The sequence below is a fragment of the Streptomyces sp. Mut1 genome, from assembly GCF_030719295.1.
GTDB classification, from domain to species: Bacteria; Actinomycetota; Actinomycetes; order Streptomycetales; family Streptomycetaceae; genus Streptomyces; species Streptomyces castrisilvae.
Genome location: NZ_CP120997.1, coordinates 7,607,413 through 7,631,861, shown reverse-complemented (window position 1 = coordinate 7,631,861; position 24,449 = coordinate 7,607,413). Strand labels below are relative to the sequence as shown.

Genomic DNA, 24,449 nt, shown 5'->3' with positions numbered 1-24,449 from the left:
CGGCGCCGCCGCCGTACGCGAGGGTCTGTCAAACGAGCGGTGAAACTCTGGTTGTTGAGGGTTACTGACGGGCTGCGGAGAGCCGACCGTCGATGGTGATGTCGAAGGCGTTCAAGGCTTCTTCCAGCGCATGGTCCAGCGAGCCTGGCCCTGACCGGTCGGGTCCAGCGACATGATTGCCATGTAGACGCACTTCAGGGCGGCTTGCTCGTTCGGGAAGTGGCCGCGGGCTTTCACCGCCCGTCGGATCCGCGCGTTGACGGACTCGATCGCGTTGGTGGTGCAGACGATGCGGCGGATCTCGGTGTCGAAGCGGAGGAAGGGAGTGAACTCCTCCCAGGCGTTCTCCCAGAGCCGGGCTATCGCCGGGTACTTCTTGCCCCACGCGTCGGCGAACTCGGCGAACCGCTCGAGTGCGGCTTCCTCGGTTGCCGCGGTGTAGACGGGCTTAAGGAACTTGGCGATCTTGTCCCAGTCCTGGCGGGCGGCACAGCGGAAGGAGTTCCGCAGCAGGTGGACCACGCAGGTCTGCACGACGGCGCGGGGGCAGACGCTCTCGACGGCGTCGGGCAGGCCCTTGAGCCCGTCGCAGACCAGCATGAGGACCCCGTTCACGCCGCGGTTCTTGATCTCGGTGAGGATGTGTATCCAGTGCCTGGCGCCCTCGCCGCCATCACCGGCCCACAGCCCGAGGATGTCCCGCCGACCCTCGGCCGTGACCGCCAGGGCGACGTAGATGGGCCGTCTGGCGACCGCCACCAAGACTTCCTGGGCCTCGTGGGCAGATACCCGCCCCGCACCCCGCCCCGCTGGCACAAGCCAGTCTCCCTCCGGGTGACTGCACGGCCCGGCCCGTAACCGCGGCGGTGGCAGGATAGCCGCCATGTCCAACTCATATGCGCTACCCATCCTGAGAACTAGTGATCTCGCCGAGGCTGTTCGGGTTGTGGAGGTATTGCTCGAGATCGCCGATCTCAGAGACCTCGAAGTTGACTACGAGGCGGCGGTTTCCTCACCCAACACACTGAAAATGCTGCTGGAGTTACTGCCGTATGCCCGATGGTATGCCCGAGACGGCGAGATCACATCGTCACAGGCGAGTGACGAGTCGTCGATGCACCTGCCGCTCCGCTTGCGGGCTTTGGCCGAGCCACCGGAAACCGTCCACGGGTTTACCGCTACGTTGAATGGCACTCCGGCAACCGTGCGCTGGGACTTCATGGGGTGGCCTGCTGCCCCTGAGATCGGAATGGACATTGGTGGCGCCAGGGGGGCTTTCGTGACACTGTGTATCAACCTCCATGACCTTGAACTGGAGGAGCCTGCGAGCGATCACACCGTCTACGTTCACGTCAAGTACTTTGAGACTCAGCGCGCCCACTGGTTGGCTGAGCAAGTGGGACTTCAGGTAATCGGCGACGGGGTGGAAGCTCCATACTAGGCCCGCTGGTCCCCACGAAGCGCGTATTCCCTTCCTTGTCCTCGAACACCCCATTTTCTATCATGGGGTTGCGGTCATCCTGCGAAAGCCACACTTCTCCGGTACCCGGGTTATCCGGGTCAGTCCACACACCGGCTGTCTTTAAGGCCATCGTTCATAAATGACAGAGCGAACGTAGAATTCAGGTTATCGGGTGACTCGCCGACGATGTGCGGGATTCCGTATTGGTCATAGATCACAGGGCGGCGACCGTCCGGCGTTGTCCCCGTTGCCAGCTTAGGCTGGGACTTGCCTGAGCCTGAATGTACGTTACCGCTATCTTCGGTGACGATTCGTATCAGACCAGTGGGGTCAAATGCCGTTACCGGGGTGTTCTCTGCGTAGCTATACCCGTTAACAACCGCTAACACAATGACGTGGATCGGTCCTGTGACCGTGTCCGCGTCAGGAGTTGGGCGTTGTGCGGTCATGGGGACTTCGCCGTGGATCGTGTCGGATGACCTGTGGGAGCGGATCGAGCCGCTGCTGCCAGGCAAGGAACGCCGGGTTCGGCACCCGGGTCGCAAGCCGCTGCCGGACCGACAGGTGCTGTGCGGCATCCTCTTTGTCCTGCACACCGGCATCCAATGGGAGTACCTGCCCAAGGAGCTGGGCTTCGGCTCGAGTATGACCTGCTGGCGGCGACTGCGAGACTGGAACGAGGCTGGCGTCTGGCAGCAGATGCACGAAGTGCTGCTGGCCGAGCTCAACGCGGCGGCCCGCCTCGACTGGTCGCGTGCGGTGGTCGACTTCAGCCACGTGCGAGCCATAAAAGGGGGGACCGGACGGGACCGAGTCCGGTCGATCGTGGCCGAGCCGGATCGAAACACCACCTAATCACCGACGGACACGGCACCCCACTCGCCGTGATCCTGACCGGCGGCAACCGCAATGACGTCACCCAACTCATGCCGCTGATCGACGCCATCCCACCCATCAGAGGCCGAGTCGGGCACCCACGGCGCAAGCCGGACTCACTCTTTGCCGACCGCGGGTACGACCACGACATCTACCGCGACCAGGTCCGACAACGCCGCATCGTGCCGGCCATCGCCCGCCGCGGCACCCTCCACGGCACAGGGCTGGGTACCTACCGCTGGGTCGTCGAACGCAGCTTCGCCTGGCTCCACGGCTTCAAACGCCTCCGCATCCGCTGGGAGCGACGAGCAGACATCCACGACGCCTTCCTGAAACGCGCCTGCTACCTCATCACCCACCGACAGCTCAGGGTTCTGCGCTGACCCCGAACAGCGAGATTGGGACTGCTGCACGGATAGGTGACACCTGACCTGGCTTGCTGAGAGGCGGCCTGGAAGGATGTTGCAGTGCCCAAGCCGTATCCGAAAGAGTTCCGCGAGGACGTCGTGCGGGTCGCACGCAACCGCGAGCCCGGCGTCACGCTGGAACAGATCGCCGCCGACTTCGGCGTCCACCCGATCACGTTGTCGAAGTGGCTGCGCCGCGCCGACACCGACGAGGGCGGCGCCAAGCCCGCGCCGGTGTCGGGTGAGTCGGCCGAGCTGCGCGAGGCCCGTAAGCGCATCCGGCTCCTGGAGCAGGAGAACGAGGTACTGCGCAGGGCTGCGGCGTATCTGTCGCAGGCGAACCTGCCGTCAAAATGATGTACCCGCTCGTCCGCGAGCTGGCCGCCGCCGCTGCCCCTGACCGGGTGCCGGTGGCGGTGACGTGCCGGGTGCTCAATCTGGCCCGCCAGCCCTACTACCGGTGGCTGGCTTCACCGGTCACCGACACCGAGAGGGCCGAGGCATACCGGGCCGACGCCCTGTTCGACGCGCATCGCGACGACCCGGAGTTCGGACACCGTTTCCTGGCCGACGAGGCCCGGGCGGCCGGTGAGGCCATGGCCGAGCGGACCGCCTGGCGGATCTGCCGCGACAACCGCTGGTGGAGCGCGTTCGGCAAACGCCGAGGCCGAGGCAAGAACACCAAGGCCGGCCCGCCGGTCCACGACGACCGGGTCCGGCGGGACTTCACTGCTGCCGGGCCGAACCGGCTGTGGCTGACGGACATCACCGAGCACGCCACCGGCGAGGGCAAGCTCTACCTGTGCGCGGTCAAGGACGTGTACTCCAGCCGCATCGTGGGCTACTCCATCGACGCCCGGATGAAGTCCAGCCTTGCCGTCAAAGCCCTGGAATCCGCCGTCGCCCGCCGCGGCCAGGTCGCTGGATGCATCGTGCATTCCGACCGAGGGTCGCAATTTCGTTCCCGGAGGTTCGTTGCCGTTCTCGCACGTCACAGCATGATCGGATCGATGGGCAGAGTCGGTGCCGCCGGCGACAACGCGGCCATGGAAAGCTTCTTCGCGCTGCTGCAGAAGAACGTCCTCGACCGCCGCACCTGGGCCACCCGCCAGGAACTGCGGATCGCCATCGTCACCTGGATCGAGCGCACCTACCACCGACGCCGGCGTCAGAAACGCCTGGCCCGATTGACCCCCATCGAGTACGAAGCCATCATGACCCCACCCGCAGCCCTGGCTGCATAGAACCCGCTGTCACCTACGCGTGCAGCAGTCCCCCACCCGCCCGTCTCGCCGGCCGGTCCGAGGTGCCTCGCGTAATCGGGAAGCCGTATGGGCGCGGGATGCGGCAGACTTCGCCGGGTGATCGTCGTGCACCCCGTCCTGGAGACGTACGCGCCTGAGGGCTTCGGCCTCTGGCCTGTCACCGAGATCGAGCCGTTCAGCTGGCTGCCCCTCAGCGGTGAGCTCACGCCCGCCGAGGTCGGCACAGCCATGATGTGCATCGTCAGCTGCAATGACATCGACCCCGACGGCTCTCGGCCTCCTCGGCCCGCCGCCCCGCTCGACTCGTTCCTTCACGGGCTGCTGACGTTCGACAGCCTCTTCGCACCCGGCGGCCTGCGGGTCACCGACCAGTCCACAGGCGCAGCCTTTCTGCCCGGTTGTTGTGATGGGCTGGAGGACTGGCGTGACTGGTACCAGTTCGTCGGCGACGGCCGCACGCTCGGCTTCGGCCACGACCCCGTGTCACCGCTCGCGGAGCGTTTCGGCGACACCGCCCGTCTCACTGTCAACGCCGAGCAGAGCGACAGTCCCGTGATCGAGCTGTCCGTCGCCGACCTCCGCCATCTGATCGACGGCGCCGAGCGCGACTTGGCCGCCTTCCACGCGCTGGCCGTCGATTGGTCCTCCAGGTATCTGCCCGACCACCGCGCTGCCGTCACAGCTGCCCTCGCCCGCGTTCTGGACATTCCTTCGATGGTGTGCCCGGCCCGGGTGTAGGGCTTGGGTTTCAGGCCAGTGACGGTGAGGCAGCCGGCATTCGCGGCGACGAACTGGCGTAGCGGTGCTGTGCGGTCCGGTGGATGCGTGCGTTGTCTTCGCGCGCGCCACTGCCCCTCACGCCGAGTTGAACACGTTCAAAGGCTCTGGCAAGGTACCTCTCCATGGCCCTCCACTCCCCTACCGGTCGGCCAGTGCGGGCTGAGCGTGGGAGGTCCTGGTGGCGGGCAGAAGCAGGCTGCGTGCGTGGGAGGCCCTCGGCGGCCTGATGGTGGTGCCGGCCGTTCTGACGGCGTGCGCCGGCCCATCTCAGTACTACGAGGGAACAGGGCTCCACGACACTACGGCGGCCGAAGTCGCCGGGGGCTGGGGAGGCTTCGACGGGACCCGCGTGGCGCTTCACAAGGACGGAACGGCACTTCTCGAAAAGCTCGACGGGCAGGACTTCGACTTCGACGACGGCTGGCGCCTCTCCGGGACGGGAACTTGGCGACTGAGCGACAGCGATGGCGGACAGGTCGTCCGGCTCGCGCTGACGACCCGGAAACGAGTGGAGATGCGCTCCACCGCCGCGGCCCCTGACACCGAGGCTCCCGAGCCCCCGTCGACGTATGCGTGGTCCTTCTACGTGGACCGCGATCAGCACGATGCGTTGAAGCTGTTCTTCTTCTACGGCGATCCCGACATCGGCAACACCTACCTGATGACGCGAGAGACAAGGCCGTAGCCGTGCTCGCTCGGAGGTGGGCTCGGCCGCGTTCGTGGGTGAGCTGAGCGGGGACCGGGATGGTGAGGTGCCCGGGGTGCCGATGAAGCCGGGCAAGCCGGTGCGGGTACTGACAGACAGGGTGACTTCGGTGGGGCGCCCGCGCCTGCCTGGTATCTTCCGGCGTGAACTTCACTTCGGGCGGGACGAGCGGGCCACGTCTCGACGCTGCCGCCATGGCACAGGCTGATCGTGGCAACAACATATGCGGGTCCTTCACAGCAGCCGTCGGCGCTCGACTCGCGGCCGACGTGTTCCACTCAGCGGGCTGGAGGGTCCGCCGTTCGGGCCGGGCTGAGTTCGAGGTCGAAAGCGCCTATGCGGAGCTGGGGCTGACGCCTCTCGTTCCCGTGACCTTCAGCGGATTCGTGGACCCCGGCCGCATCGCCGTTCTTATAGCGGCTCTGAGCGAGATGGGCCTGTCATTCACCATCGAGTTCGAGTTCGACGACAGCGACGGTCGGATTCACCTTTATCAATGTGCGGGACCTCCCAGTTGCTGACCGGTGACCGTTCGGCGGGCCGCACCCGGTCGGGCCCGTGGGTCAGGCGTGCCGGTGCCTCGTGTGTACGCATGGCTCGGGAGCGGTACGGCTGAAGTGGACGTGCCAGTCGAGCCCTGCCGTCCTTGCTCTGCCTCTGTCCGCTGGGAGCCGCAGCCGGCAATCCAGGTCTCGACGCGATAGATCACGCCATGCCCACTTCATCGATGCCCAGGAAGAACCGGCCGTGGTCAGCCGGCCGAGCGGGTGAACCGATCGGACCCTCTGCGCCTGCCGCCTCAAGGCTGACGTCCTCGCGCGTCGTGCGATCTGTGTTCAGCTATCGGTGTACGTACGTCACGTCCCTGGAAGCCGCGCGGGCCGAGTTGCGGCTCCCGCACAGCCGGGACCTGCGCCCCGACCGGAGAGGAACGAACCACACCATGCGTGAGCGCACTCCCCAGCTCGTCGACCGCAGCGGCCGCCGCTACGCGCCCGACCAGCCCCGTTGGCGCGGTGACGACGGCACGCCGCTGATGATGGAGCCCCTGGCCGGCATCACCCGCCGGCAGATCGACGCCGGCGTCAACTCCCAGTGGCGCTACCGCGCCGCGCTCCCCCTGCCTCAGAGCGAACCCGTCACGTTGGGCGAAGGCCGCACGCCCTTGCTGCGACGCACGCTCGCCGGGCTCCAGGTCTTCATAAAGCCCGAGTCCATGAACCCCACTGGAAGTTTCAAGGACCGCGGCAGCTCCGTCATGATCAGCGCGCTGCGCCACCAAGGCGTCCGGCAACTCCTGGAAGACTCCAGTGGCAACGGCGGCTCATCCGTCGCCGCGTACAGCGCCGCCGCCGGCATCGAGGCCCGGATCATCGCTCCCGCGTCCACCTCGCCCGCGAAGATCGTGCAGAGCCGACTGCACGGAGCCGGCGTCGACCTTGTCCCCGGCAGCCGCCAGGACGTCGCCGACGAAGCAGTCCGCCGGGCGGGCACCCGCTTCTACGCAAGCCACAACTGGCACCCCCAGTTCCTTCAGGGCGTCAAGCTGATCGCCTACGAGATCTGGGAGGACCTTGGGTTCACCGCTCCATCGGCCGTCATCGTCCCCGCGGGGGCCGGCAGCCTCGTTCTGGGCTGCGCCATGGGCTTCGCCGAACTCGAACGGTCCGGCGAGATCGACCGGGTGCCCCGCATCCTGATCAGCCAGCCCGAGCGGTGCTGCCCTCTCGTCCGTGCCTTCGACGCCGGGGCCGCCGAGGTCGACGCCCGTACCTGGCCCAAGACGCTCGCCGAGGGGACGGCCATCGCGCAGCCGGTACGCGATCGGGAAGTCCTCCAGGCGATCCGGGACAGCGACGGCGCCGCCACCGCAGTGGCCGAGGACGAACTCCTGCCTGCCGTCCGAGAGCTCGCCGGCAGCGGCGTGTTCGTCGAGCCCACCAGCGCCCAAGTTCTGCCGGCCCTGCGCCGGTTCCGCTCCGCCGGACACGTCGGCGCGGACGACACCATCGTCCTGGTCCTTACCGGCTCCGGGCTGAAGGCCGCCCAGGCTCTCAGCCAGCTCGTCATCGGCTAAGGCAGTTCGTTTGGATCACCACCGGCGGGGAGTTTTGCGTCCTGCGGGCAGCCGCGCTGTCAGCACCACGGTCTACGGTGCGACCACGTCGTTTGTCCTGCCCGATGCTCTGCCTTCCGGCCGGCTTCTGTCCTTCGGTCCCACACGCTTGGGGGTCTCTGACGGATTTCCTCAAGACGTCGATCAGCTGTGGCCTCGCTTGCTGAGCGAGCAGAAGGCCCGTGGCCCGGTTCCGTTCCTGTGCTGGCCCGATGCCCTGGGAAGACCGCTCGGCCCGGACCGCGTCGATGCCGTTCGCCCGGAGGAGGTGGCGGCCACGGACTTCGCCGAGTACCGGCGCAGGAGGCTGCCCCTCTGGATGGACCCGGCACCGGCCCCGGTGCCTGAGGGAGTCGAGGTGCAGCCGCACGACCCCTGGCCACCCTTCGAGCAGTGGCCGGGCCTGGCGCCGCGGATACCGGCTGCGTCCGCAGATCCAAAGCCCGAGGAAGCGGCGGCAAGCCCGCTGGCCCGGCTCATCCAGACGGGCCAGTTCGGGCTGGACGAGTGCCGACTCGTTCTCGTCCCTGCCCGTCGCAGCAGTGACGCTCTGGCCTCGATCGGCTGGTCCGCGGAGGCACCGCTGCCTCTGCTGTGTGCACTCCTGCGGAGCTGGGAAGACCGCTTCGGCGCCCGGGTCGTGGCGGTGTTCCGCAGCGAGCTGCAGGGACTAGGCACGCCGGCCATGCGCGCTGCCCGCGTCGTTGGTTCGGGTGTGCCGTTGACTGCTGCCCAGTGGGCGAGGATCGAGCCGTTGCTCCCTGCTAGTACACCAGCCGTAGATCGTGATCTTGCTGGTGAAGGCTGCTGATGACGCTCTTCGAAAATGGCCAGGCATGCTCGTTGCCCTGCGTGGTTCGTCGTTCAACAGACCACGCGCCTGTGGCAACGACTGCCGGACAGCCGGACGTCAGCCTCCGTGCGAAGGGCGGCAGCCAGTCTTCACGTGCTGCGAGGCAGATCGAGTCGAGCGGTCCTCGGCGCCGAGCGCGGTTCGGTTGAGTCAGCCGGCCTGGCGGTTCGGGTCGGCCTCGTGCTCGGCGGCGGAACGGGCCGCCGCCGCGACTGCCTGGAGCGCGTCCAGGTGGGCTGCGAGCGCGTTGCCACCCTCAGGAGTCAGGGCGAGCCAGGTTCGGGCTTTGCGACCGGCACGTCCCTTTCTGACGTCGGTGTAGCCAGCTTCTTCGAGCGTCTTGGCGATCTTGCTCAGTGCCGAGTCGGACAGTTCGCATCGGTCGCGTACGAGCGCGAAGTCCGCCTCGATGCAGCCGGAGAGGAATGCCAAGACAGCCAGTCGGCTCGGATGATGCATGAGCTCGTTGAAGCCCGCTCCGGCCACGACCCCATCACCGGGCATGGACTGCTCCCTCAGGGCCGGGAGGCAGCGCCCGGTTGCGCCGCGCGAACAGACTCGAGGCCGCTGCGGCGCCAACGACAGCGGGTACAACGATGCACGTGGCGTGACTGCCGCCACCGAGGCGACACACTGCCCAGACGGCAACGCACAATGCGCAGAGCCCCACCGCCTCACCCACGAGCCGTATGTTGCGCAGGCGCTTGGAGGGGGCATCCCTCACCCCGGTGACCTGGACACTCATCCGGCGGATCAACCATGCTATGGGCCAGGTGAGCAATGCTCCCGGCAGCGCAGCGAGCGGTACCTCTCGCGTGGCGGCAAGCGCCGCCACGTCCACGCCGACGAGCAGGCCTGCCAGCATCGGGAACCAACCCGGTGCCCGTCGACCCCGCACCCCGGCACGAATCGACTCCACGCGGGCCAGCGCGCCCGCTGCCTGGTCCGGGGACACCTCCACAAACTGTGATTCGCCGCTATGAGCACCAAGGGACACGAGACCGCACGACCTTCCCGCCAGTAAGACGATGAGGTTGCCAGCATGGCACACACTTTCCTAGCCGGAAAGTCACGTGTCTGACTCGAGAGGCATGGCCACCCGCCGTGACATTGATGGGGAGATCCAGCGAGCAACTGTGGAGACAGCTCTGAGCAAGGGGTGTCCGTTTTCAATGAGCGTCATCCCTGCTGGGGAACGCATACGGCCACCGTTGATCATCGACGCGTGAAGGCAAACGATCATGTGGTGGCCGTAGGTCACAGCGTAGACTCTGCCCGCTGGGCCGAGGCATTCGGGCGCCTGATCGGCCGGATCGCGGGACGGTTCGCGCGGGTGGAACCGCGATGACGGGTCCGGCATCTGGTCCTCGGACTACTCTGTCGGACCTGCCGCGCAAGAACTGCTGGACCATCGCCGAGTGGGCCGGCGAGGCCACTCCGCACGGCATGCAGCACCTGCTCGGGAGGGCCAAGTGGGACGCGGACGCCGTCCGCGACTACGTGGTGGAGCACCTGCACGACGACCAGGCGGTGCTGGTGGTCGACGAGAGCGGCGACGTGAAGAAGGGCACCGGCACGGTCGGCGTCCAGCGCCAGTACACCGGCACCGCGGGGAGAATCGAGAACGCCCAGGTTGCTGTCCACCTGGTCTACGCGGGTCAGCGTGGGCGTGCCGCGGTGGACCGGGAACTGTACGTTCCACTCCTGGACCTCCGACCCCGCCCGCTGCCTCGCCGCCGGACTCGGCAAGGAGACGTCCTTCGCCACCAAGCCGGAGCTGGCCGCACGCATGGTCGCCCGGTTCCTGGACGCCGGCCACCAGGCCGCCTGGGTCACGGCGACGAGGTCTACGGCGGCAACCCCAAGCTGCGAGTCGGGCTGGAGGAACGCGGCACCGGCTACGTCCTCGCGGTGGCATGCTCGCACGAAGTCACCACCGGCGCGGGCAAGTTCCGCGCCGACGTCCTGGCCAAGAGGGTACCCAAGCGGGCCTGGCAGAAGCTGTCCGCAGGGACCGGGGCGAAGGGCCACTGCTTCTACGACTGGGCCGTCATCGACCTCGCCGACCCCGCCCCCGGCAGCCGCCAGTTGCTGATCCGCCACAACCGCACCACCGGCGAACTGACCTGCTACCGCTGCTACTCGCCCCGCCCGGTGCCGCTGGCCGAGCTGGTGCGCGTCGCTGGATCAAGGTGGCGGGTGGCGGAGTTCTTCCAGGCCGGAAAGGGCCTGGCCGCACTGGACGAGCACCAGGTCCGCCGCTACGCGTCCTGGTCCCGCTGGATCACCATGGCCATGCTCGCGCACGCCTTCCTCGCCGTCGTCCGAGCAGACGAACACGCCCGTCATCCCGCATCCGACACCCGCATACCGCTCACCCGCAACGAGGTCCAGCACCTGTTTATCCCGCTCGTCGTCCGCCCTGCACAGGACGCCCTCCACCGGCTCGGTTGGTCCGACTGGCGACGCCGCCGCCAAACACGATCCCAGACCAGCCACTACCGGCGGCAAGCCGCTCAAGCATGAAGATCACGATCTACGGCTGGAGTACCAGGCACGCCGGCCGTGCGCGCTGCCTGTGTCGTTGGTTCGGGTGTGCCGTTGGCTGATGCCCAGTGGGCGAGGATCGAGCCGTTGCTCCCGGCCAGCTGCAATGGCTCAGGATCGAGGCCGGCGACGAGCTGCGACTGGGCGTGGAAAGCTGCGTTCTGGAGCGCGTCTCCGACGATCCGATTCGCTTTCACGCCAACTAGAGCCCGCCAACGCCGGCCGACCGCAGCCTTCGTTCCTCGGCGGGACGGCCGGCCGTCCCGCGTTCGCGGTGTCCTCGGACAAGGTCTCAAGAATCGAGCACGGCGGCGACGCCTTCGATCTCGACGAGTTGGTCCTTGTAGCCGAGCACGGTGACGCCCATCAGGGTGCTGGGGACGTCATGGTCGGCGAACAGGTCCCGGACCACCTGCCAGGCAGCCACCAGGTCCTCCTGGCGAGCCGATGCGACGAGGACCCGGGTACTGATGACGTCCCGCAGTGAGGCCCCTGCGGCAGCGAGAGCGGCCTGCATGTTCTCCATGGCCTTCGCTGCCTGGCCCGCGTAGTCCCCGATCGCCGCTGTGGAACCGTCGTCGTTCAGCGGACACGCCCCGGCGAGGAAGATCAGGCGGGACTCGGCGGGCGCGGTGGCCGCGTAGGCGTACTCGGCGATGTCGGACAGGGCGGCAGAGCGGATCAGAGTAACGGCACGAGCCACGGTTGGCGGGTCCTTTCCCATCGGATAGTGAGCGAGGACATCCTGCCAACGGTCAGTCGGCTCCGCCTTCCCATTTTCTCGCGCACCCCCGGCCACGCTGTCCTTGCTGTCAGCCTGGGTGGTGTAGCCACGCCGGGTGGTCAGCGGATGGGTGGGGCACTGCGGGTCGCTGAGTCAGAACGGCGGGTCTTCGCTGTATCCGCCTGGCCAGTCGCCTCTCCGGGGAGCACATTAAACCGGTTGCCCGGTCGCGGGCCGGTGCGCAGAATCTCCTCCGTGATCCCTCAACGTCGTGACCGCCGCCGTCCGGACACCGCCGCACATGTCGAGGATCACTGTCTTGAGCTACGTCATACGTGAGTACGCCCCCGCCGACGAGACTGCCTGGCTGCGCTGCCGGGTGCTCTCCTTCCTGAGCACCGCCTATTTCGACGATGTTCTCAGGGCCAAGCCCGTGGTCGCCGCGCCAGGCTTCCAGTTGGTGGCAGCCGAGGAGCCGGGTGCCGTCGTCGGGATTCTGGATGTCGGCGTCGAGGGGGCGCTGGCAACCGTCGACACCGTCGCCGTCCACCCCGATCACCAGCGCCGCGGTATCGGCCGCTCCCTGCTCGCCGAGGCCCGCACCCGGGCCGGCGCCCTCGGTGTGCGGACGCTGGACGCCTGGACGCGGGACGACCCGGACACGCTGCGCTGGTACCGGGCGATGGGTTTCGCCGAGAGCGAGCACTACCTGCACGTCTACGCGAACTACTACACCGACGCCGCGGAGCCGGACCGGGCCGTCGCCCAACGGCGCCCGGGGCTACGGCCGATGCTGGCCTTCCTGCACGCCGACCTGCGTGACGAGGCGCTGCTGCGGGAGCAGTTTGCCCGGGTACACGTCTGCCGCCGCTTCGCCTTGGAGCTCTGAGCCCGGCGTACGCGCCCCGGCCCGTGGCCGGTCGTTCCGGCCACGGGTCCCGGCGTTCTCAGGCAACCGACCGGCGCCCCGTGGCCCCGTCGCGGAAGGTCTGAGGAGCCGGGCGCCAGGTCAGCGCACGATCCGGCCCCGCAGAATCACTCGTTTCGGTTGTCCGAGAACCTCGGGCTCCGCAGCAGGGTCCCGGTCGTACGCGACGAGGTCGGCGGGGGCTCCATCGACCAGGCCCGGCAGCCCGAGCCAGTCCCGCGCCGTCCATGAGGCGGCCCCGAGCGCCTCCTTGGCCGGCATCCCTGCCCGGAGCAGCCATCGGGACTCGTTGGCGACGGTGCCACAGGGGAAGGTGTCCGTGCCGGCCAGGACCGTGACGCCCGCTTCATGTGCCAGACGCACATTGTCGATCATGCCCTGCCAGCCGAGGAGCCAGTCCGAGCGCTTGGCGCTGGATTCGCGGCCGCGCCAGACCTCGGCGCTCTCGGCGAATGCCGAGAGGGTCGGTACGTACGCGGTGCCCTGCCCTGCCATCAGGTCCAGGAGATCCGGATCGAGGTGCATGCCGTGTTCGAGGCTGTCTGCTCCGGCCAGGACCGCGTTTCGCGAGCCCTCACCGGTCTGGCAGTGCACGGCGACCCGCCCACCGGTTGCATGCACCGCCTCCACGGTCGCCTTCAGCACATCCAGGGGCACTGCCGGCTCGTCCCACCGCCAGTCACCGATGACCTTGCACCATCCCGACGAAGCCGTGGCCTCCTCGACCGCGGCCCCCGCCAACTCGTGCTCGCCGACGTCTCGTCCTGCCCCGGGGAAGAACCGCCCGGGAGTCGCCAGCCACTGGCCCGCCGATCGGACGCGCGGCAACTCGGCTTCCGTGTCGACCCAGCCAGGCATCCGCTCCACGGTCCCCGGTGTCCGCACCAGCAGCACGCCCGCGTCCCGGTGCTCCGACAAGTGCCGCCGCAACAGTTCCTCGTCGAATCCGTCACCCGGGCTCTCCGCTCCCGGATGCGTATGGACATCGACAAGACCCGGCAGCAGCCAGCCGCCGTCCACCACGGTCTCCACCTGCTTCGCCGCCGCTTCAGCCGGTGGTTCGGTGCGCAGGTGCTCCCCGTCGACCCAGAAGGTGCGCTCCTCGCGCTCGGGCAGTACGACACCGCGTATACGCATGATCATGGTTACGAACCTACGCGCCTCGGCCGGAGCGTCCCCAGCCCTTGGGCAGCCCTTGAACGGCTCACGCTCTGAGCTTCCGGGCAGGAACTCGGCGCAGCTGCTCGGCCAGCCCGACGATGATGCCCTCCGGACCGCGGAGGTAGCAGACCAGATAGCTGTCCTCGAACCGGGCGATCTCACCGACGAGTTCCGCGCCGTGGGGGCGCAGGCGGGCGACGGTGTCCTCAAGGTTGTCGACGGCGAACATGACGCGGTGCGTGCCGAGAACGTTGTGCGGCCGGTCGCGCGGACCCTCGCTGATCGCTGCGGGGCTGTTGTACTTCGACAGCTCAAGCCGGCTGTGGCCGTCCGGGGTGCGAACCATCGCGATGTCGCAGCGGACGCCGTGGAGTCCGGTGCACCGGTCGGCGAAGGGGCCTTCGACCGTCGCTCTGCCTTCCAGTTCCATACCCAGCTCCACGAAGAACCCGATGGCGGCGTCCATGTCCTCGACGACGATGCCGACGTTGTCCATCCGCTGGACCGCCATGCTCGTTTCTCCTTCTCGCGCGAGCGGCCGGTGGGGGCCGCTGATCCGTCCCGCCTGCTCGCCTCCCCAGCCGGCGGAAACGGGGCGTCAGCTCCGAATCTCGCACACGTACTGGGTGAGGGCCCGGCCTGGAATCGAGCCGGAGGGAACTCGGCCGACAGGGACGCCTCCCATGGCCTCGTAGAACGGCTCGGCGTTCGGGTCCGCGTCGATGGTGAACCGGGTGAACCCCAGGGCCCGAGCGGTCTCGACCGCGCGGGTGAACAGCAGACGGCCGATGCCCTGTCCGATCGCGTCAGGATCGACGAACATCATGCCCAGAACGCCGTGCGGCGGCTCCCCCTCGAAGGTCGTGAAGCCCACGATGGTGCCGGCGCGCTCCGCAACGGCTGTGCGACGGCCTGCGAGCTCCGGGCCTGTGAGCGTGAGTTCCTCGCGACACGAGGCAAGGAACTCGGCGTCATACCCCCAGTGGGCCTTCGAACGGAGGGCCAGGTCGGACAGGAAGCTCGCTTCCTCATCCCGGGCAGCCCGAATCGCGATCGTCATGCAGCACCTCCACTTCGGTGTGGGAGGTTCCTCCCGGAACTTCCTGCCGAGCCAACGCGCGACCAGGGCTGCCGGTTCCGTCGCGTCCTTGAGCGCCGCATCAGCGCAGAGGCCGGAGCGCATTCCGAAATGCTCAGTACGGCCTGCCGGCGGCGCAGGGCCCCGCAGCCCCGCGCCGCCGGTCCTCCGGTCCGGCCGGGGTCACTTGCTGGTGATGCTCCACGTGCCGTCGTCGGCCGTAGCGGCGTTGTCGAGGGCGGTCCACGCGGCGGCGTCGAGGGCGAAGGTGTTGAGGAGGTACGCCGAGATCGCGTCGGCGACGAGGGCGACGCGGGCGGGGTCCTCGTCGGTGGTCTCGGCGGCGGCCTCGCCGGCTATGCCGCCCAAGGTGTGCTCGCCCTCGGCGATGGTGAGCAGGCTCTTCGGGGAGGGGCTGAGGTGGTAGGCGTCGGTGAACCACTCCGGTCCCCGGGTGGAGAGCTGTGACTGGTCCTTGCCGCCCGCGATGATCAGGGCCGGGGTGGTCATGGTGGAGTAGTCCGGCCTCATGAACGGGAGGTGCTCGGCGGCGAACGGGGTGAGGGTGTCACCGGTTCCGGTCGCGGCGATCAGTGCGCCGGCGGTGGGTGCGGCGTGGGAGAAGTCCTCTCCGGGTGTGCCGTCGGCGTCGAGCACGCGTGCGCCGAGGAGCGCTCCGGCGGTCTGGGCTCCCCAGGAGTGACCGACGATCGCGATGCGCTCGCGGTCGACGCGGGGCTCCAGGCCGCCGGCCTGGGCGAGGATGTCGCCGAGGCCGTCGAGGACCGCGTGGAGGTCGGCGATCCGGACGCGCCAGATGGTGGCGAAGCGCGGGTCGTCCCACCCGAGGCCGTTGCGGCGGGAGTCCAGGTGGGTGGGCTGCACGACGACGAATCCGGCGGCGGCCCATCGGTCGACGAGGGGCTCGTATCCGTCCATGGACCAGGCGTTGCCGTGGGAGAAGACGATGACGGGCAGGTTCTGGCCCGCGAGCGGGGCGGTGACCTTCACCAGCAGGTCGGTGCCGCGGCCGGGCGCGGGGACGGTGATGGGCTTGACCGCGACGATCCGCTGGTCGAGGTGGCTGGAAGACATGGGGGTCCTGCGCTTTCCCGGTGAGATCGCTCTGCCATACTTTGGCGGAGCACCGTTCCGCCAACTTAGCGGAACATTGTTCCGCGAGCAAAGGAGGGCGTCGTGCCGGAACCGGTCGGGGTACGCCAGGCACAGGCACAGCGCACCCGCAACGGCGTGCTGGCGGCCGCGGCGGCGGTCTTCGTGGACCAGGGCGTCCAAGCCCCCATCCGTGATATCGCCGAGCGTGCAGGCGTTGGCATCGGCACGATCTATCGGCACTTCCCGACCCGGGCGGATCTCGTCACAGCCGTCTACCGGCACCAGATCGACACGTGCGCCGCACTCGCGCCCCAGCTCCTGGAGGAGTCGGCCTCCCCGTTCACCGCGCTATCGCGCTGGGTGGACGCATTCGTGGAGTTCCTGGTGACCAAGCACGGGCTCGGCGCCGCGCTGGGATCCGGTGACGCGGGGCTGGAGAACCTCCACAAGCTCATGCTCGACACCCTGGTCCCGGCCTGCGCGACGTTGCTCGACGCCTGTGCCGCCGCCGACGAGGTCGGCCCCGATGTGACCGCCTATACGCTCATGCGCGCCATCGGGAACCTCTGCATCACGGGCCCCGACTACGACCGGGCCGACGCCGGGCGCATGGTCGCCACGCTCCTCGCCGGGTGCCGCCACCGCGGGAAGGTTTAGGGCCTCCCGGCGGATCTTCGCGGGCCCGAGAAGATCCGCGCGCAGGCTCCGGCGGCCCGCCTTCACCACCCCGCCGGGTCCGACATCGCTTCGGCTGCCGCGTGGAAGACGACGTCGTGAAGGTGACGTCGTGGAGGTGGAGCCGTGGAGGTGGAGCCGTGGCGTCCACCGCGCGGCGGCCCACCGACGCTGCTGCCCGCCCGCGCCTTGTCAGGGCCCGCATCCGGTCGCGGTGGGCGTAGGACGTCCCTGCGTGATGCCGTCGGCATGACGGTTTTCCCGCACCTCATTCCAGTTTCTTGAACCGGTGGCCCGCCCACATCAGGGCCCCCGCACCGCTGATCAGGAGCAGGGCCGCTTCCACGGGAAGGGGCAGCTGCCGGCCGGCCCATTCGACGCCACCGACCGCCGCGCTGTTGGGCACCCGCAGGGCGATGCTGCCGCGGAGCATGTCGACGCCGTAGGCGAGCGGGTTCGCGGCGGCCAGGACGTGGGTCCAGCCGGGGAGGGACCGGAGTGGGAAGAAGCCTCCGGAGAGGAACAGCAGGGGCATCATCACCACGCCGAGCAACGTGTGGAACGCCTCCGGTCTGCGAAGGCTTACCGCCAGGGTCAGGGCCAGGGCGGTGATGGTGAACGAGATGAGGACCATGCCGACGAGCAGCAGCGCCAGAAGGAGCGGGTCGTAGGGCAGACCGACCACGCCGGCCAGGCTCAGCAGTACGGCGCCCTGGGCCGTGGCGACGAGGGTGCCACCGGCGCAGCTGCCCAGGAGCAGCGTCGAGCGGTTGACCGGAGCCATCAGGAGTTCGCGCAGGTAGCCGCTCTGCCGGTCGGTGATCAGGCGGATGCCGACCAGGATGGCCGGTGTCTGCACCGTCATCATCAGCATGCCGGGGTAGAGGTAGGTCTGGTAGCCGACGCCCAGCGATGAGCTGGGGATGAGGGCTGCCAGTCCCCCTCCCAGGATCAGCAGGTACAGCACGGGGTGGAGCAGCATCAGCGCGGTGTGGGCGCGTTGGCCGGCCAGCCGCAGCAGGTCGCGGTAGATCAGGGCGTGGATCGCGCGCAGTTCGTGTTGCAGGCGGGTCGGGCGTTCAGCGGACGGGGCGACCGGGGTGTCGAGAGGGAGTGTGGTCATCGGTCGCCGCCGGTTGCCTGTGCGGGGTCGGCGGAGGTGGAAGTGGCCGGTGCCGGGTCGGGGCGTGCGCCGTGGATGCTGCGGCCCGTGTGGTGGAAGAAGACGTCGTCGAGCGTGGGCGGGGTCGCGGAGGCGGCGCGGACGGCGATGCTGTGGCCTTCCAGCGCCGCGCACAGGCGGGGGATCCAGGAGCTGCCGTCGGGTACGCGCAGGCATACGCCGTGGGGGTCCACGGTGACGGAGTGTTCGGGCGGTGCGATCCGGCGGACGATCCGGTGTGCTGTGGTGTCGTCGCTGGTGTGCAGCATGACGCTGTCGTCTCCGATCGCCGCTTTCAGTGCGCGGGGGGTGTCCTGTGCCACCAGTCGGCCGCGGTCGATGATGGCGACGCGATCGCAGTTCGCCGCCTCTTCCAGGTGATGAGTGGTGACGAAGAGCGTGGTGCCCTGCCGCTCGCGCAGGGCGTGGAGATGTGCCCAGATCTGCGCGCGGGCATGGGGGTCGAGGCCGGTGGTCGGCTCGTCCAGGAACAGCAGGCTGGGTGCGTGCAGCAGTTGCCGGGCGATTTCGAGGCGGCGCCGCATTCCGCCGGACAGGGTGCGTACGGGAGAGCGCCGCCGGTCGGTCAGTCCGGCGACCTCCAGTACCTCGGCGGCGCGCTGTCGGACGTGGACGCGTCGGATCCCGTAGAGGCGTGCGTGAATGCGAAGGTTCTGTTCGGCGGTCAGGTCCGGGTCCAGGGCGCTCTGCTGGAAGAGCATGCCGACCCGTTGCCGTACCTGGTGGGGCTGTGTGCGCACGTCCGCGCCCGCCACCGTGGCGTGTCCGGCGGTGGGGCGGGCCAGGGCGCACAGCATGGCGATCGTGGTGGACTTCCCCGCGCCGTTGGGGCCGAGGAAGGCGAAGGTCTCGCCTTGTCGTACGTCCAGGTCCAGCTCGCGGACGGCGTAGGTGGTCGTGCCGTCCGGGCCGGGGTAGCTCTTGACGAGGCCGCGGGTGCTGATGGCGTACTCGGGGTCCGGGGGGTGGTGTGCGGTGTGCGGGCTGGCGATGGCGGCCGTTGCGGGGGCCGCGTGGGCGAGATGGTCATCACCGGTGTGAAGCTGCATGGATCCGGTCCTCGTCTGGTGGTCACCATTCGGTTCCGCTCGGCCTGTGGCGCGAGGCCGTGCGCTGTCCGGTCCGCGTGCCGCGTGTCGGGGGAACAGTCGTGTCGGGTGTCGGGGCCGGCGGTCCGGCCGGTGGCTGCCCCGGGGCAGCCACCGGCCGGACGTGGTGCCGGTCCTAGGCGCAGCTGATGCCGATACAGACCGTGTTGAGCACGGTCAGCAGGCCGACGCACTCGCAGGTGGCCGAGAACTGGGCTCCGTCGGCGCCGACGGGGTCGGTCTCGGGAAGGGCGTGCAGGTGGGCGAGCAGTTCGAGGTCCTGGGCTTCCATTGGATTCTCCTTCTCCTGGGGGGTGGGCGGCAGATTTTCTGCCGCTCAGCCCGGCACCTGGACGAGCCAGTGCCGGGGGTCTGTGTGGCGGAGCCGTAGGAGGAACGCCAGGATTCCGGCGGCCCCGTCGCTCCAGCTGGTCGAGACGTCCGCGTACTCGTTGGGGAAGACCACGTGCCCGTGGCGGCGCGCTCCTTCGGTGAGGAGTAGGCGGCCCATCTCATCGGCCATCGCGCGGTAGGCGGGTTCCCCGGTGGCGGCACTCATGTCGAGCAGGAAGTCGCCGTTGCCCGCCAGTCCGTGGCACTGGGAGAGGGGGGCGCGGGAGGCGCGTTCCATGACGGCCCGAGTACTGCGCCGTGCGAGGTCACCGAATCTGTCGTCACCGGTGACCTGCCACAGCCGCACGAGGAAGGTGCCGATGCCTGCCGCGCCGTGGCACCAGTACGGGGCGGTGGGCTCGTCAGCGGCCTGGGCGGGCCACTGGGCTGCTTCACCGATGAGTACGGCGCTGTGCAGCAGGTGTTCGCCGACCTCGACCGCAAGCTCCAGGTGTTCCCGGCGTTGCGTCACCACCGCGGTGGAAAGGATGAAGCAGCCGATGCCGGCGGATCCGTGGGCGAAGCCCAGGTATCGCTTGCCGGTCTCCCCGGTGACCGCTTCCGCGGGTACCGCCCAGCTGACTGCGGAAGGGCCGCGCTGGGCGGCGGCCGTCAGCCGGTCGGCCGCGTCGGCGGCCAGTTCGGCGAAGCGCGGGTCGCCGGTGCGGTGCCACAGGTGGAGGGCGGCCATACCGCTGCCGGCGGTGCCATGGGTGATGTCCTGGTGGAGCGTGGGTTCTTGTGGGGCCAGGGCCAGTGTCAGCGCGTGTTCGACGAGCGCCGGGTCATCGATGGCGCGTCCGGCGTCGTACAGCGCCCAGGCCGTTCCGCGGCCCCCGAAGTGCAGGCCGGGGCGGGTGGAGCGGGTGTCGGTCCGGTCCGCGACCCAGTGGCCGGCGGTGGAGATCAGCTCGGGCAGTCCGGGGTCCGCGGTGAGTTCGAAGTACCGCGTCAGTACGGCGAGGGGGCCGGCGGCTCCCTGCTGCACGGTGCAGGGGTCGGTCTGCCCGGCCGTGGTGGACACGGGCCACAGGCGTCGGTCGTCCGCCGGGGTCATCGAGTCGATGAGGTGGTTCACGAGTCCGGCGACCGCGTCGTGCCGGTCCTCGTCCCGCACCGCGGGACCCTGGCTGCCGTGCCGGGGCGCCGCGGGGCGCGCCTTTTCCGTCCTGCGGAGGGCCTCGCGCGCCCGGGAGGGGTCCCAGCGCTCGGCGGGATCGTCCCTCATGAGCCCCAGGATCATGTCCGCCACGCCATCGGGGAGATCCGCGGGTCCGGCGCAGGCGCTCAGCCAGGCGGCGAGTCGCTCCTCGTCGGATCTCGTGGGCGGTTCCTCGGGCAGCAGGTTCGGCACCTTGCCGGCCAGGACGAGGCAGGCGGTCGCGCCGAGACTGTAGTAGTCGGCGGTCACGGATACGGGTGCGTCGTTCAGGCGTTCGGGGGCGCTGAAGCCGGGGGTTCCCACCCGGGTCGGCAGGCAGGAGGCGGCGTCGACGGTGGCGAGCTCCAGGTCGATGAGGCGTAGTTCGCCGTCCGGGCGCACCATGACGTTGCCGGGTGTGAAGTCGCGCAGGACGCAGCCGTGGGCGTGGGCTGCCGCGACCAGGTCGACCAGTCGCGCGACCTGGGCCAGAGCGTCGGCCCGGTAGCGTTTCGCGCCGACGTCGCGGAAGTGCTCGGCGACCCAGGTGCGCAGGCTGACGCCGGGGACTTCGCTCTGGGCGAGGAACAGGTGGTGGCCGTGCTCGAAGAGCCCCAGCGCGTCCGGGGCGAGTTCCGTGCCCCTGAGCGCTTCCAGCGTCCGGGCCTCGGCGCGGAGCCAGTCGCGGACGTCGTGGCCGGAGGCGTCGCCCTCCACGTGCGGCCGGGTTTCCTTGATGATGACGGGTGCCCCGGTGTCGATGTCGGTGGCCCGGTAGACACCGCCCTTGTTGGTGTGCCGGATCGCCTCCCGTACCGTGAATCGGCCGCCGAGCAGGACCTGGCCGCCGGCCGCCTCCCCCTTGGCGGGAGGCAGGGGCACCGCGGCGGGGAAGGGGCAGACCGCCCAGGAGGGCGGGCAGTAGCGGCCGCTGCGCTCGTCCTCCACGGGATTGCCGTCGGGGTCCTCGATGTACCAGATCAGCAGGCCGTCGTCGGACAGCCGCTGCCGGCCGGTGAAGGCCCCGTAGCGGTAGTGCACCAGGCTGTGCGGGGCGTAGGGCTGGTCGGAAAGGATCCGGGGGCCGGCCAACCCGGCTGTCACCGCGTGCAGTTCGCGGGCGAGCCGGACCGCGTCGTCGTCCGAGCGCGGGTAGACGGTGAGGAACTTGCCGGAGCTGCCGCGCGGCGTGGCACGGGAGTTGAGTGCGTTCACCTGGTCGAGGGAGCGGGCGAACTTGAAGGGGGATTCGTCCCGCAGGAGTACGTCCAAGGCCTTCGCGAGGACGGTCGGCGCGGTGGCGGCCGTTGCCGACAGGTGCAACTTCCAGCCCTGGTCGCGACCGGTCCCGGACCGCGCGGCGACCCGGCACCACGTCTCGTCGGTGGCGGCTGTCCAGCGCGCGGCCGTCCGGGTGTTCCGCAGGGCTTGGTGGAGAAGGCTTTCCAGCTCGGCTTGGGTTGCTTGGCTCGTCATGTGTGTCCCTCTCAACGGTGAGGACCGCTGATCGGAAATTGCCCATGTCACGTGAACGTGGAACGCGCACAGGCCGGAATCACCTGCTCCAGCGAGCGCACAGGGCTTGCTCTTGCCGTGTGCGGCGCCGCCCGGCGCGCGGTGAGGCGCACGGGTGGTGAGCGTCGGACGGTGGTCGGCCGAAGGTCACGGGATCCGGGGAGATGACGGGCCGGGAGGCGGGCCGGTCGCCGCGTCGCGGCCGGACGGGAACCCGTCCGGCGCGCGTCGCGGCCCGGCGGGTTCCGTTACCAGCCCGCCTTCGCCGCGTCGTACGCGGCACGGCAGTCGGCGTTGGTGGCGCCGGCGGTGAGCTTCTCCATGGAGCTCTTCCAGATCCGCTTGGCCAGCTTCTCCAGTTCACGCGTCTCGGCGGGCACGTTCGGAGCGTACTTCTTGATCGTCGCCAGGGATGACTTGGCGAACTTGTTGCACACGGGCCCGGCCGCGTTGCGGTAGCGGGTGTCCAGGTCTGCTGCGACAGCCTGGCCGTTGTCGGTCGCCCAGGTGTTCCAGGCGGCGCACGCCTTCTCGGTGAAGACCTTCTGGTCGGCCTCGCTGAGGCCGAGGACCTCGCCGAGCATGGTGTTCTTGGCCTTGTCCGGGACCGTGAAGTCGACGACGGGGAACTTGTCGAAGGTTTCCAGCAGTGCTTCCTGACACGCGGGCGGCAGGCCGGCGGCCTGCGCCGGGGACGGGACGGCGAGCGCGGACGCGGACAGGAGGGCGACGGCGAGGACCGTGCTGCGGGCGGTACGCGAAAGGGTCATGGGGGTGGTGCTCCTTGCACGAGGGGGTGTTGTCGCGGGCGCCGCTTCGGCGCCCGCGGCTACAGAACGATCACCGGCATTCGTAGGTCACGGCTGTCGCGAGCGGGATGGGCGCCGGGGTGTTTCCGGCCGGCCGGGGGCCTCCCTGGACCGGGCGGGCGCCGGGACGCTCGCCGTCCGCTGGGGCGGCAGCGCGTCGCGGGTGCGCCTGCGGAAGACCAGCAGTCCCGCGCAGGCGGCCCCGGTGAGCCAGAGGGCCTGGATCGCGAGGCCCTCGCCCACCGGGGCGTCGGAGAAGGCCGCGGCCATGCTGGCCTGCACGGCTCCGTACGTCGGCAGGAAGTGCACGACGGGGCTGTCCGAACCGGAGCTGGAGAGGGGGTTCTGCAGGGCGACGTCGAGGATGCTGATCATCAGGATGGCGAACATGCCTTCCACCTCGCGGCGGAGCACCGAGCCGAAGACCACGCCGAGCGCCCCGTAGGTCAGGGCGGCGAGGAACAGTCCGGCGGCCAGCATGAGGGGCTGGCGGGGGGACCAGGCGAAGCCGGCCGCGGCCGTGGCGTAGGCGGCGACGGCCGTGCAGACCAGGGTGAGCGCGGAGAGCTTGGCGAGGACGAGGTGGTAGCGCGGGTAACCCGCCATGGCCAGGCGGCGGTCGAAGGCGCCGCCGGTGAAGGTGGCGGCGAACATCATGAAGCCGGCGATCAGGGTGACCGCGTTCAGCGCGCCGGTGATCTGGGTGAGGTGGTTGCCGGGCGGGGACAGGACCTCGCCCGTGGCCCGCAGCCGGAACGGTGCCGGCCGGTCGGGGATGGCCACGTAGGCCAGGCCGATCCACACGGGGATGTACACAACGACCAGCAGCATCGCGAACCGGTTGCGGGCGTGGCCGATCAGCGCGTACCGGGAGGCTGTGGTGAACAGGGACCAGTGCCGCCTCACGCCGTCGCCTCCGTACGTGTGTCCTGGCGGTGCAGTCGCCCGCCCTCCAGACGCCACAGCAGGTCGAGCCGGTCGATGTCGTACGCGAGGTGCGAGACGACCAGCACCGAGCGTCCGGCGTCGCGCAGGCTCGTCGCCAGCTCCCAGAAGCGCAGATATGTCTCCCAGTCGAACCCCTGGTAGGGCTCGTCCAGCAGCAGGACGTCCGGATCGTGCATGAGCGCCAGGGTGAGGTTCAGCTTCTGCCTGGAGCCGCCGCTGAGCAGGCCCGCCCGGTGGTCGAGGTACTCGGTGAAGGCGAGGATCTCCATCACTTCGCGGGCCCGTAGCAGGTCGGGGAGGCCGAACGCGCTCCGGAAGAAGTCGAGGTGCTGGCGGACGGTGAACGAGTCGTCCAGGACGACGGCCTGCGGGCAGTAGCCGAATCTGCCGCGGTGTCGCACCGTCCCCCGGTCGGGCCTGAGTTCACCGGCGAGCACCTTGAGCAGTGTGGTCTTGCCCGCGCCGTTCTCCCCGACGATCCCGGCGAGCGTGCCGGGCCGCAGACGGAGGTCGACTCCTCCAAGCACGGCGTGCTGCCGGTAGGAGTGGTGCACATCCGTGACGTCCATCGCGCTGCTCCGTCGTGACAGGTCTTCCCGAGGGGCCCCGGGACGGGAGGTTCCGTGGCCCGGCGGGTGGTCCGGCCGGGCGTCCGGCCGCGTGAGCGGCCCGCCCGTG

At 69.4% G+C, this 24,449-nt stretch carries 23 protein-coding genes and 2 pseudogenes; 11 read left to right on the top strand and 14 right to left on the bottom strand.

Annotation, left to right across the window (positions count from 1 at the left end; genetic code table 11):
- Nucleotides 1-61 precede the first annotated feature (61 nt).
- Nucleotides 62-753: pseudogene (locus P8A18_RS33030) on the bottom strand (IS256 family transposase); the annotation flags it as partial.
- 130 nt (nucleotides 754-883) lie between these two features.
- Here P8A18_RS33030 and P8A18_RS33025 point away from each other — a divergent pair.
- The 8 genes and pseudogenes from P8A18_RS33025 (at nucleotide 884) to P8A18_RS32990 (ending at nucleotide 8,423) form a co-directional block, all read left to right on the top strand.
- Nucleotides 884-1,441, top strand: coding sequence for a hypothetical protein (locus P8A18_RS33025; RefSeq protein ID WP_306060587.1), 558 nt, complete (start codon nucleotides 884-886; stop codon nucleotides 1,439-1,441).
- Nucleotides 1,442-1,852: 411 nt separating this feature from the next.
- A pseudogene (locus P8A18_RS33020) lies at nucleotides 1,853-2,721 on the top strand (IS5 family transposase).
- Between the two features lie 84 nt (nucleotides 2,722-2,805).
- Nucleotides 2,806-3,989 (top strand): IS3 family transposase gene (locus P8A18_RS33015; RefSeq protein WP_306053333.1). Its coding sequence is split into 2 segments (ribosomal slippage): nucleotides 2,806-3,093 and nucleotides 3,096-3,989, totalling 1,182 coding nucleotides; the frame shifts between segments, so codons are not numbered across the junction.
- Nucleotides 3,990-4,106: 117 nt separating this feature from the next.
- The gene (locus P8A18_RS33010; RefSeq protein WP_306060583.1) at nucleotides 4,107-4,748 is read left to right on the top strand and encodes a hypothetical protein; all 642 of its coding nucleotides are present in this window, start codon (nucleotides 4,107-4,109) and stop codon (nucleotides 4,746-4,748) included.
- A gap of 220 nt (nucleotides 4,749-4,968) precedes the next feature.
- Nucleotides 4,969-5,475 (top strand): hypothetical protein, encoded by a 507-nt coding sequence (locus P8A18_RS33005; RefSeq protein WP_306060581.1) that lies wholly within the window; start codon nucleotides 4,969-4,971, stop codon nucleotides 5,473-5,475.
- 215 nt (nucleotides 5,476-5,690) lie between these two features.
- Nucleotides 5,691-6,017 carry a hypothetical protein gene (locus tag P8A18_RS33000; protein ID WP_306060579.1) on the top strand — a complete coding sequence of 109 codons (327 nt, stop codon included), beginning with the start codon at nucleotides 5,691-5,693 and terminating at the stop codon, nucleotides 6,015-6,017.
- A gap of 422 nt (nucleotides 6,018-6,439) precedes the next feature.
- A complete protein-coding gene (locus tag P8A18_RS32995) occupies nucleotides 6,440-7,573 on the top strand; it encodes a threonine synthase (RefSeq protein ID WP_306060577.1) in 1,134 nt (377 codons plus the stop codon).
- A 199-nt stretch (nucleotides 7,574-7,772) separates the two neighbouring features.
- The gene (locus P8A18_RS32990) at nucleotides 7,773-8,423 is read left to right on the top strand and encodes a DUF4253 domain-containing protein (RefSeq protein WP_306060575.1); all 651 of its coding nucleotides are present in this window, start codon (nucleotides 7,773-7,775) and stop codon (nucleotides 8,421-8,423) included.
- Nucleotides 8,424-8,615: 192 nt separating this feature from the next.
- Here the strand turns inward: P8A18_RS32990 and P8A18_RS32985 are convergent, their stop codons facing one another.
- Nucleotides 8,616-8,969: a transcriptional regulator gene (locus tag P8A18_RS32985; protein WP_306060573.1), complete on the bottom strand. Its 354-nt coding sequence runs from the start codon at nucleotides 8,967-8,969 to the stop codon at nucleotides 8,616-8,618.
- Nucleotides 8,970-9,809: 840 nt separating this feature from the next.
- Here P8A18_RS32985 and P8A18_RS32980 point away from each other — a divergent pair.
- Nucleotides 9,810-10,991 carry an IS701 family transposase gene (locus P8A18_RS32980; protein WP_306060571.1) on the top strand — a complete coding sequence of 394 codons (1,182 nt, stop codon included), beginning with the start codon at nucleotides 9,810-9,812 and terminating at the stop codon, nucleotides 10,989-10,991.
- Between the two features lie 313 nt (nucleotides 10,992-11,304).
- On the opposite strand, the gene P8A18_RS32975 is transcribed toward P8A18_RS32980, so the two are convergent.
- Nucleotides 11,305-11,715: a RidA family protein gene (locus P8A18_RS32975; RefSeq protein ID WP_306060569.1), complete on the bottom strand. Its 411-nt coding sequence runs from the start codon at nucleotides 11,713-11,715 to the stop codon at nucleotides 11,305-11,307.
- A gap of 340 nt (nucleotides 11,716-12,055) precedes the next feature.
- Here P8A18_RS32975 and P8A18_RS32970 point away from each other — a divergent pair, with 340 nt between their 5' ends.
- Nucleotides 12,056-12,625 (top strand): GNAT family N-acetyltransferase, encoded by a 570-nt coding sequence (locus P8A18_RS32970; RefSeq protein WP_306060567.1) that lies wholly within the window; start codon nucleotides 12,056-12,058, stop codon nucleotides 12,623-12,625.
- Nucleotides 12,626-12,745: 120 nt separating this feature from the next.
- Here P8A18_RS32970 and P8A18_RS32965 read toward each other — a convergent pair whose 3' ends face one another.
- The 4 genes from P8A18_RS32965 to P8A18_RS32950 form a co-directional block, all read right to left on the bottom strand.
- A complete protein-coding gene (locus P8A18_RS32965; RefSeq protein ID WP_306060565.1) occupies nucleotides 12,746-13,807 on the bottom strand; it encodes an amidohydrolase family protein in 1,062 nt (353 codons plus the stop codon).
- Between the two features lie 61 nt (nucleotides 13,808-13,868).
- Complete coding sequence (locus P8A18_RS32960) at nucleotides 13,869-14,336, bottom strand: VOC family protein (RefSeq protein WP_306060563.1); 468 nt, start codon at nucleotides 14,334-14,336, stop codon at nucleotides 13,869-13,871.
- Between the two features lie 87 nt (nucleotides 14,337-14,423).
- The gene (locus P8A18_RS32955; protein WP_306060561.1) at nucleotides 14,424-14,885 is read right to left on the bottom strand and encodes a GNAT family N-acetyltransferase; all 462 of its coding nucleotides are present in this window, start codon (nucleotides 14,883-14,885) and stop codon (nucleotides 14,424-14,426) included.
- Between the two features lie 201 nt (nucleotides 14,886-15,086).
- Nucleotides 15,087-15,998, bottom strand: coding sequence for an alpha/beta hydrolase family protein (locus P8A18_RS32950; protein ID WP_306060559.1), 912 nt, complete (start codon nucleotides 15,996-15,998; stop codon nucleotides 15,087-15,089).
- Between the two features lie 102 nt (nucleotides 15,999-16,100).
- Between P8A18_RS32950 and P8A18_RS32945 the strand changes: the two genes are divergently transcribed.
- A complete protein-coding gene (locus tag P8A18_RS32945) occupies nucleotides 16,101-16,676 on the top strand; it encodes a TetR/AcrR family transcriptional regulator (RefSeq protein ID WP_306060557.1) in 576 nt (191 codons plus the stop codon).
- 286 nt (nucleotides 16,677-16,962) lie between these two features.
- Here the strand turns inward: P8A18_RS32945 and P8A18_RS32940 are convergent, their stop codons facing one another.
- From P8A18_RS32940 to P8A18_RS32910, 7 genes are all read right to left on the bottom strand, one after another.
- A complete protein-coding gene (locus tag P8A18_RS32940) occupies nucleotides 16,963-17,817 on the bottom strand; it encodes an ABC transporter permease (protein WP_306060555.1) in 855 nt (284 codons plus the stop codon).
- Nucleotides 17,814-18,926 carry an ABC transporter ATP-binding protein gene (locus P8A18_RS32935; protein WP_306060553.1) on the bottom strand — a complete coding sequence of 371 codons (1,113 nt, stop codon included), beginning with the start codon at nucleotides 18,924-18,926 and terminating at the stop codon, nucleotides 17,814-17,816. The genes P8A18_RS32940 and P8A18_RS32935 overlap by 4 nt, the downstream gene beginning before the upstream one ends.
- 175 nt (nucleotides 18,927-19,101) lie before the next feature.
- Nucleotides 19,102-19,257 carry a VenA family class IV lanthipeptide gene (locus P8A18_RS32930; RefSeq protein WP_018552847.1) on the bottom strand — a complete coding sequence of 52 codons (156 nt, stop codon included), beginning with the start codon at nucleotides 19,255-19,257 and terminating at the stop codon, nucleotides 19,102-19,104.
- 45 nt (nucleotides 19,258-19,302) lie between these two features.
- Complete coding sequence (gene lanL / locus P8A18_RS32925) at nucleotides 19,303-21,975, bottom strand: class IV lanthionine synthetase LanL (protein ID WP_306060550.1); 2,673 nt, start codon at nucleotides 21,973-21,975, stop codon at nucleotides 19,303-19,305.
- Between the two features lie 287 nt (nucleotides 21,976-22,262).
- Nucleotides 22,263-22,784, bottom strand: coding sequence for a hypothetical protein (locus P8A18_RS32920; protein WP_306060548.1), 522 nt, complete (start codon nucleotides 22,782-22,784; stop codon nucleotides 22,263-22,265).
- An 87-nt stretch (nucleotides 22,785-22,871) separates the two neighbouring features.
- A complete protein-coding gene (locus tag P8A18_RS32915; RefSeq protein WP_306060547.1) occupies nucleotides 22,872-23,729 on the bottom strand; it encodes an ABC transporter permease in 858 nt (285 codons plus the stop codon).
- A complete protein-coding gene (locus P8A18_RS32910; protein ID WP_306060545.1) occupies nucleotides 23,726-24,340 on the bottom strand; it encodes an ABC transporter ATP-binding protein in 615 nt (204 codons plus the stop codon). Before P8A18_RS32910 ends, P8A18_RS32915 begins: the two co-directional genes overlap by 4 nt.
- Nucleotides 24,341-24,449 lie beyond the last annotated feature (109 nt).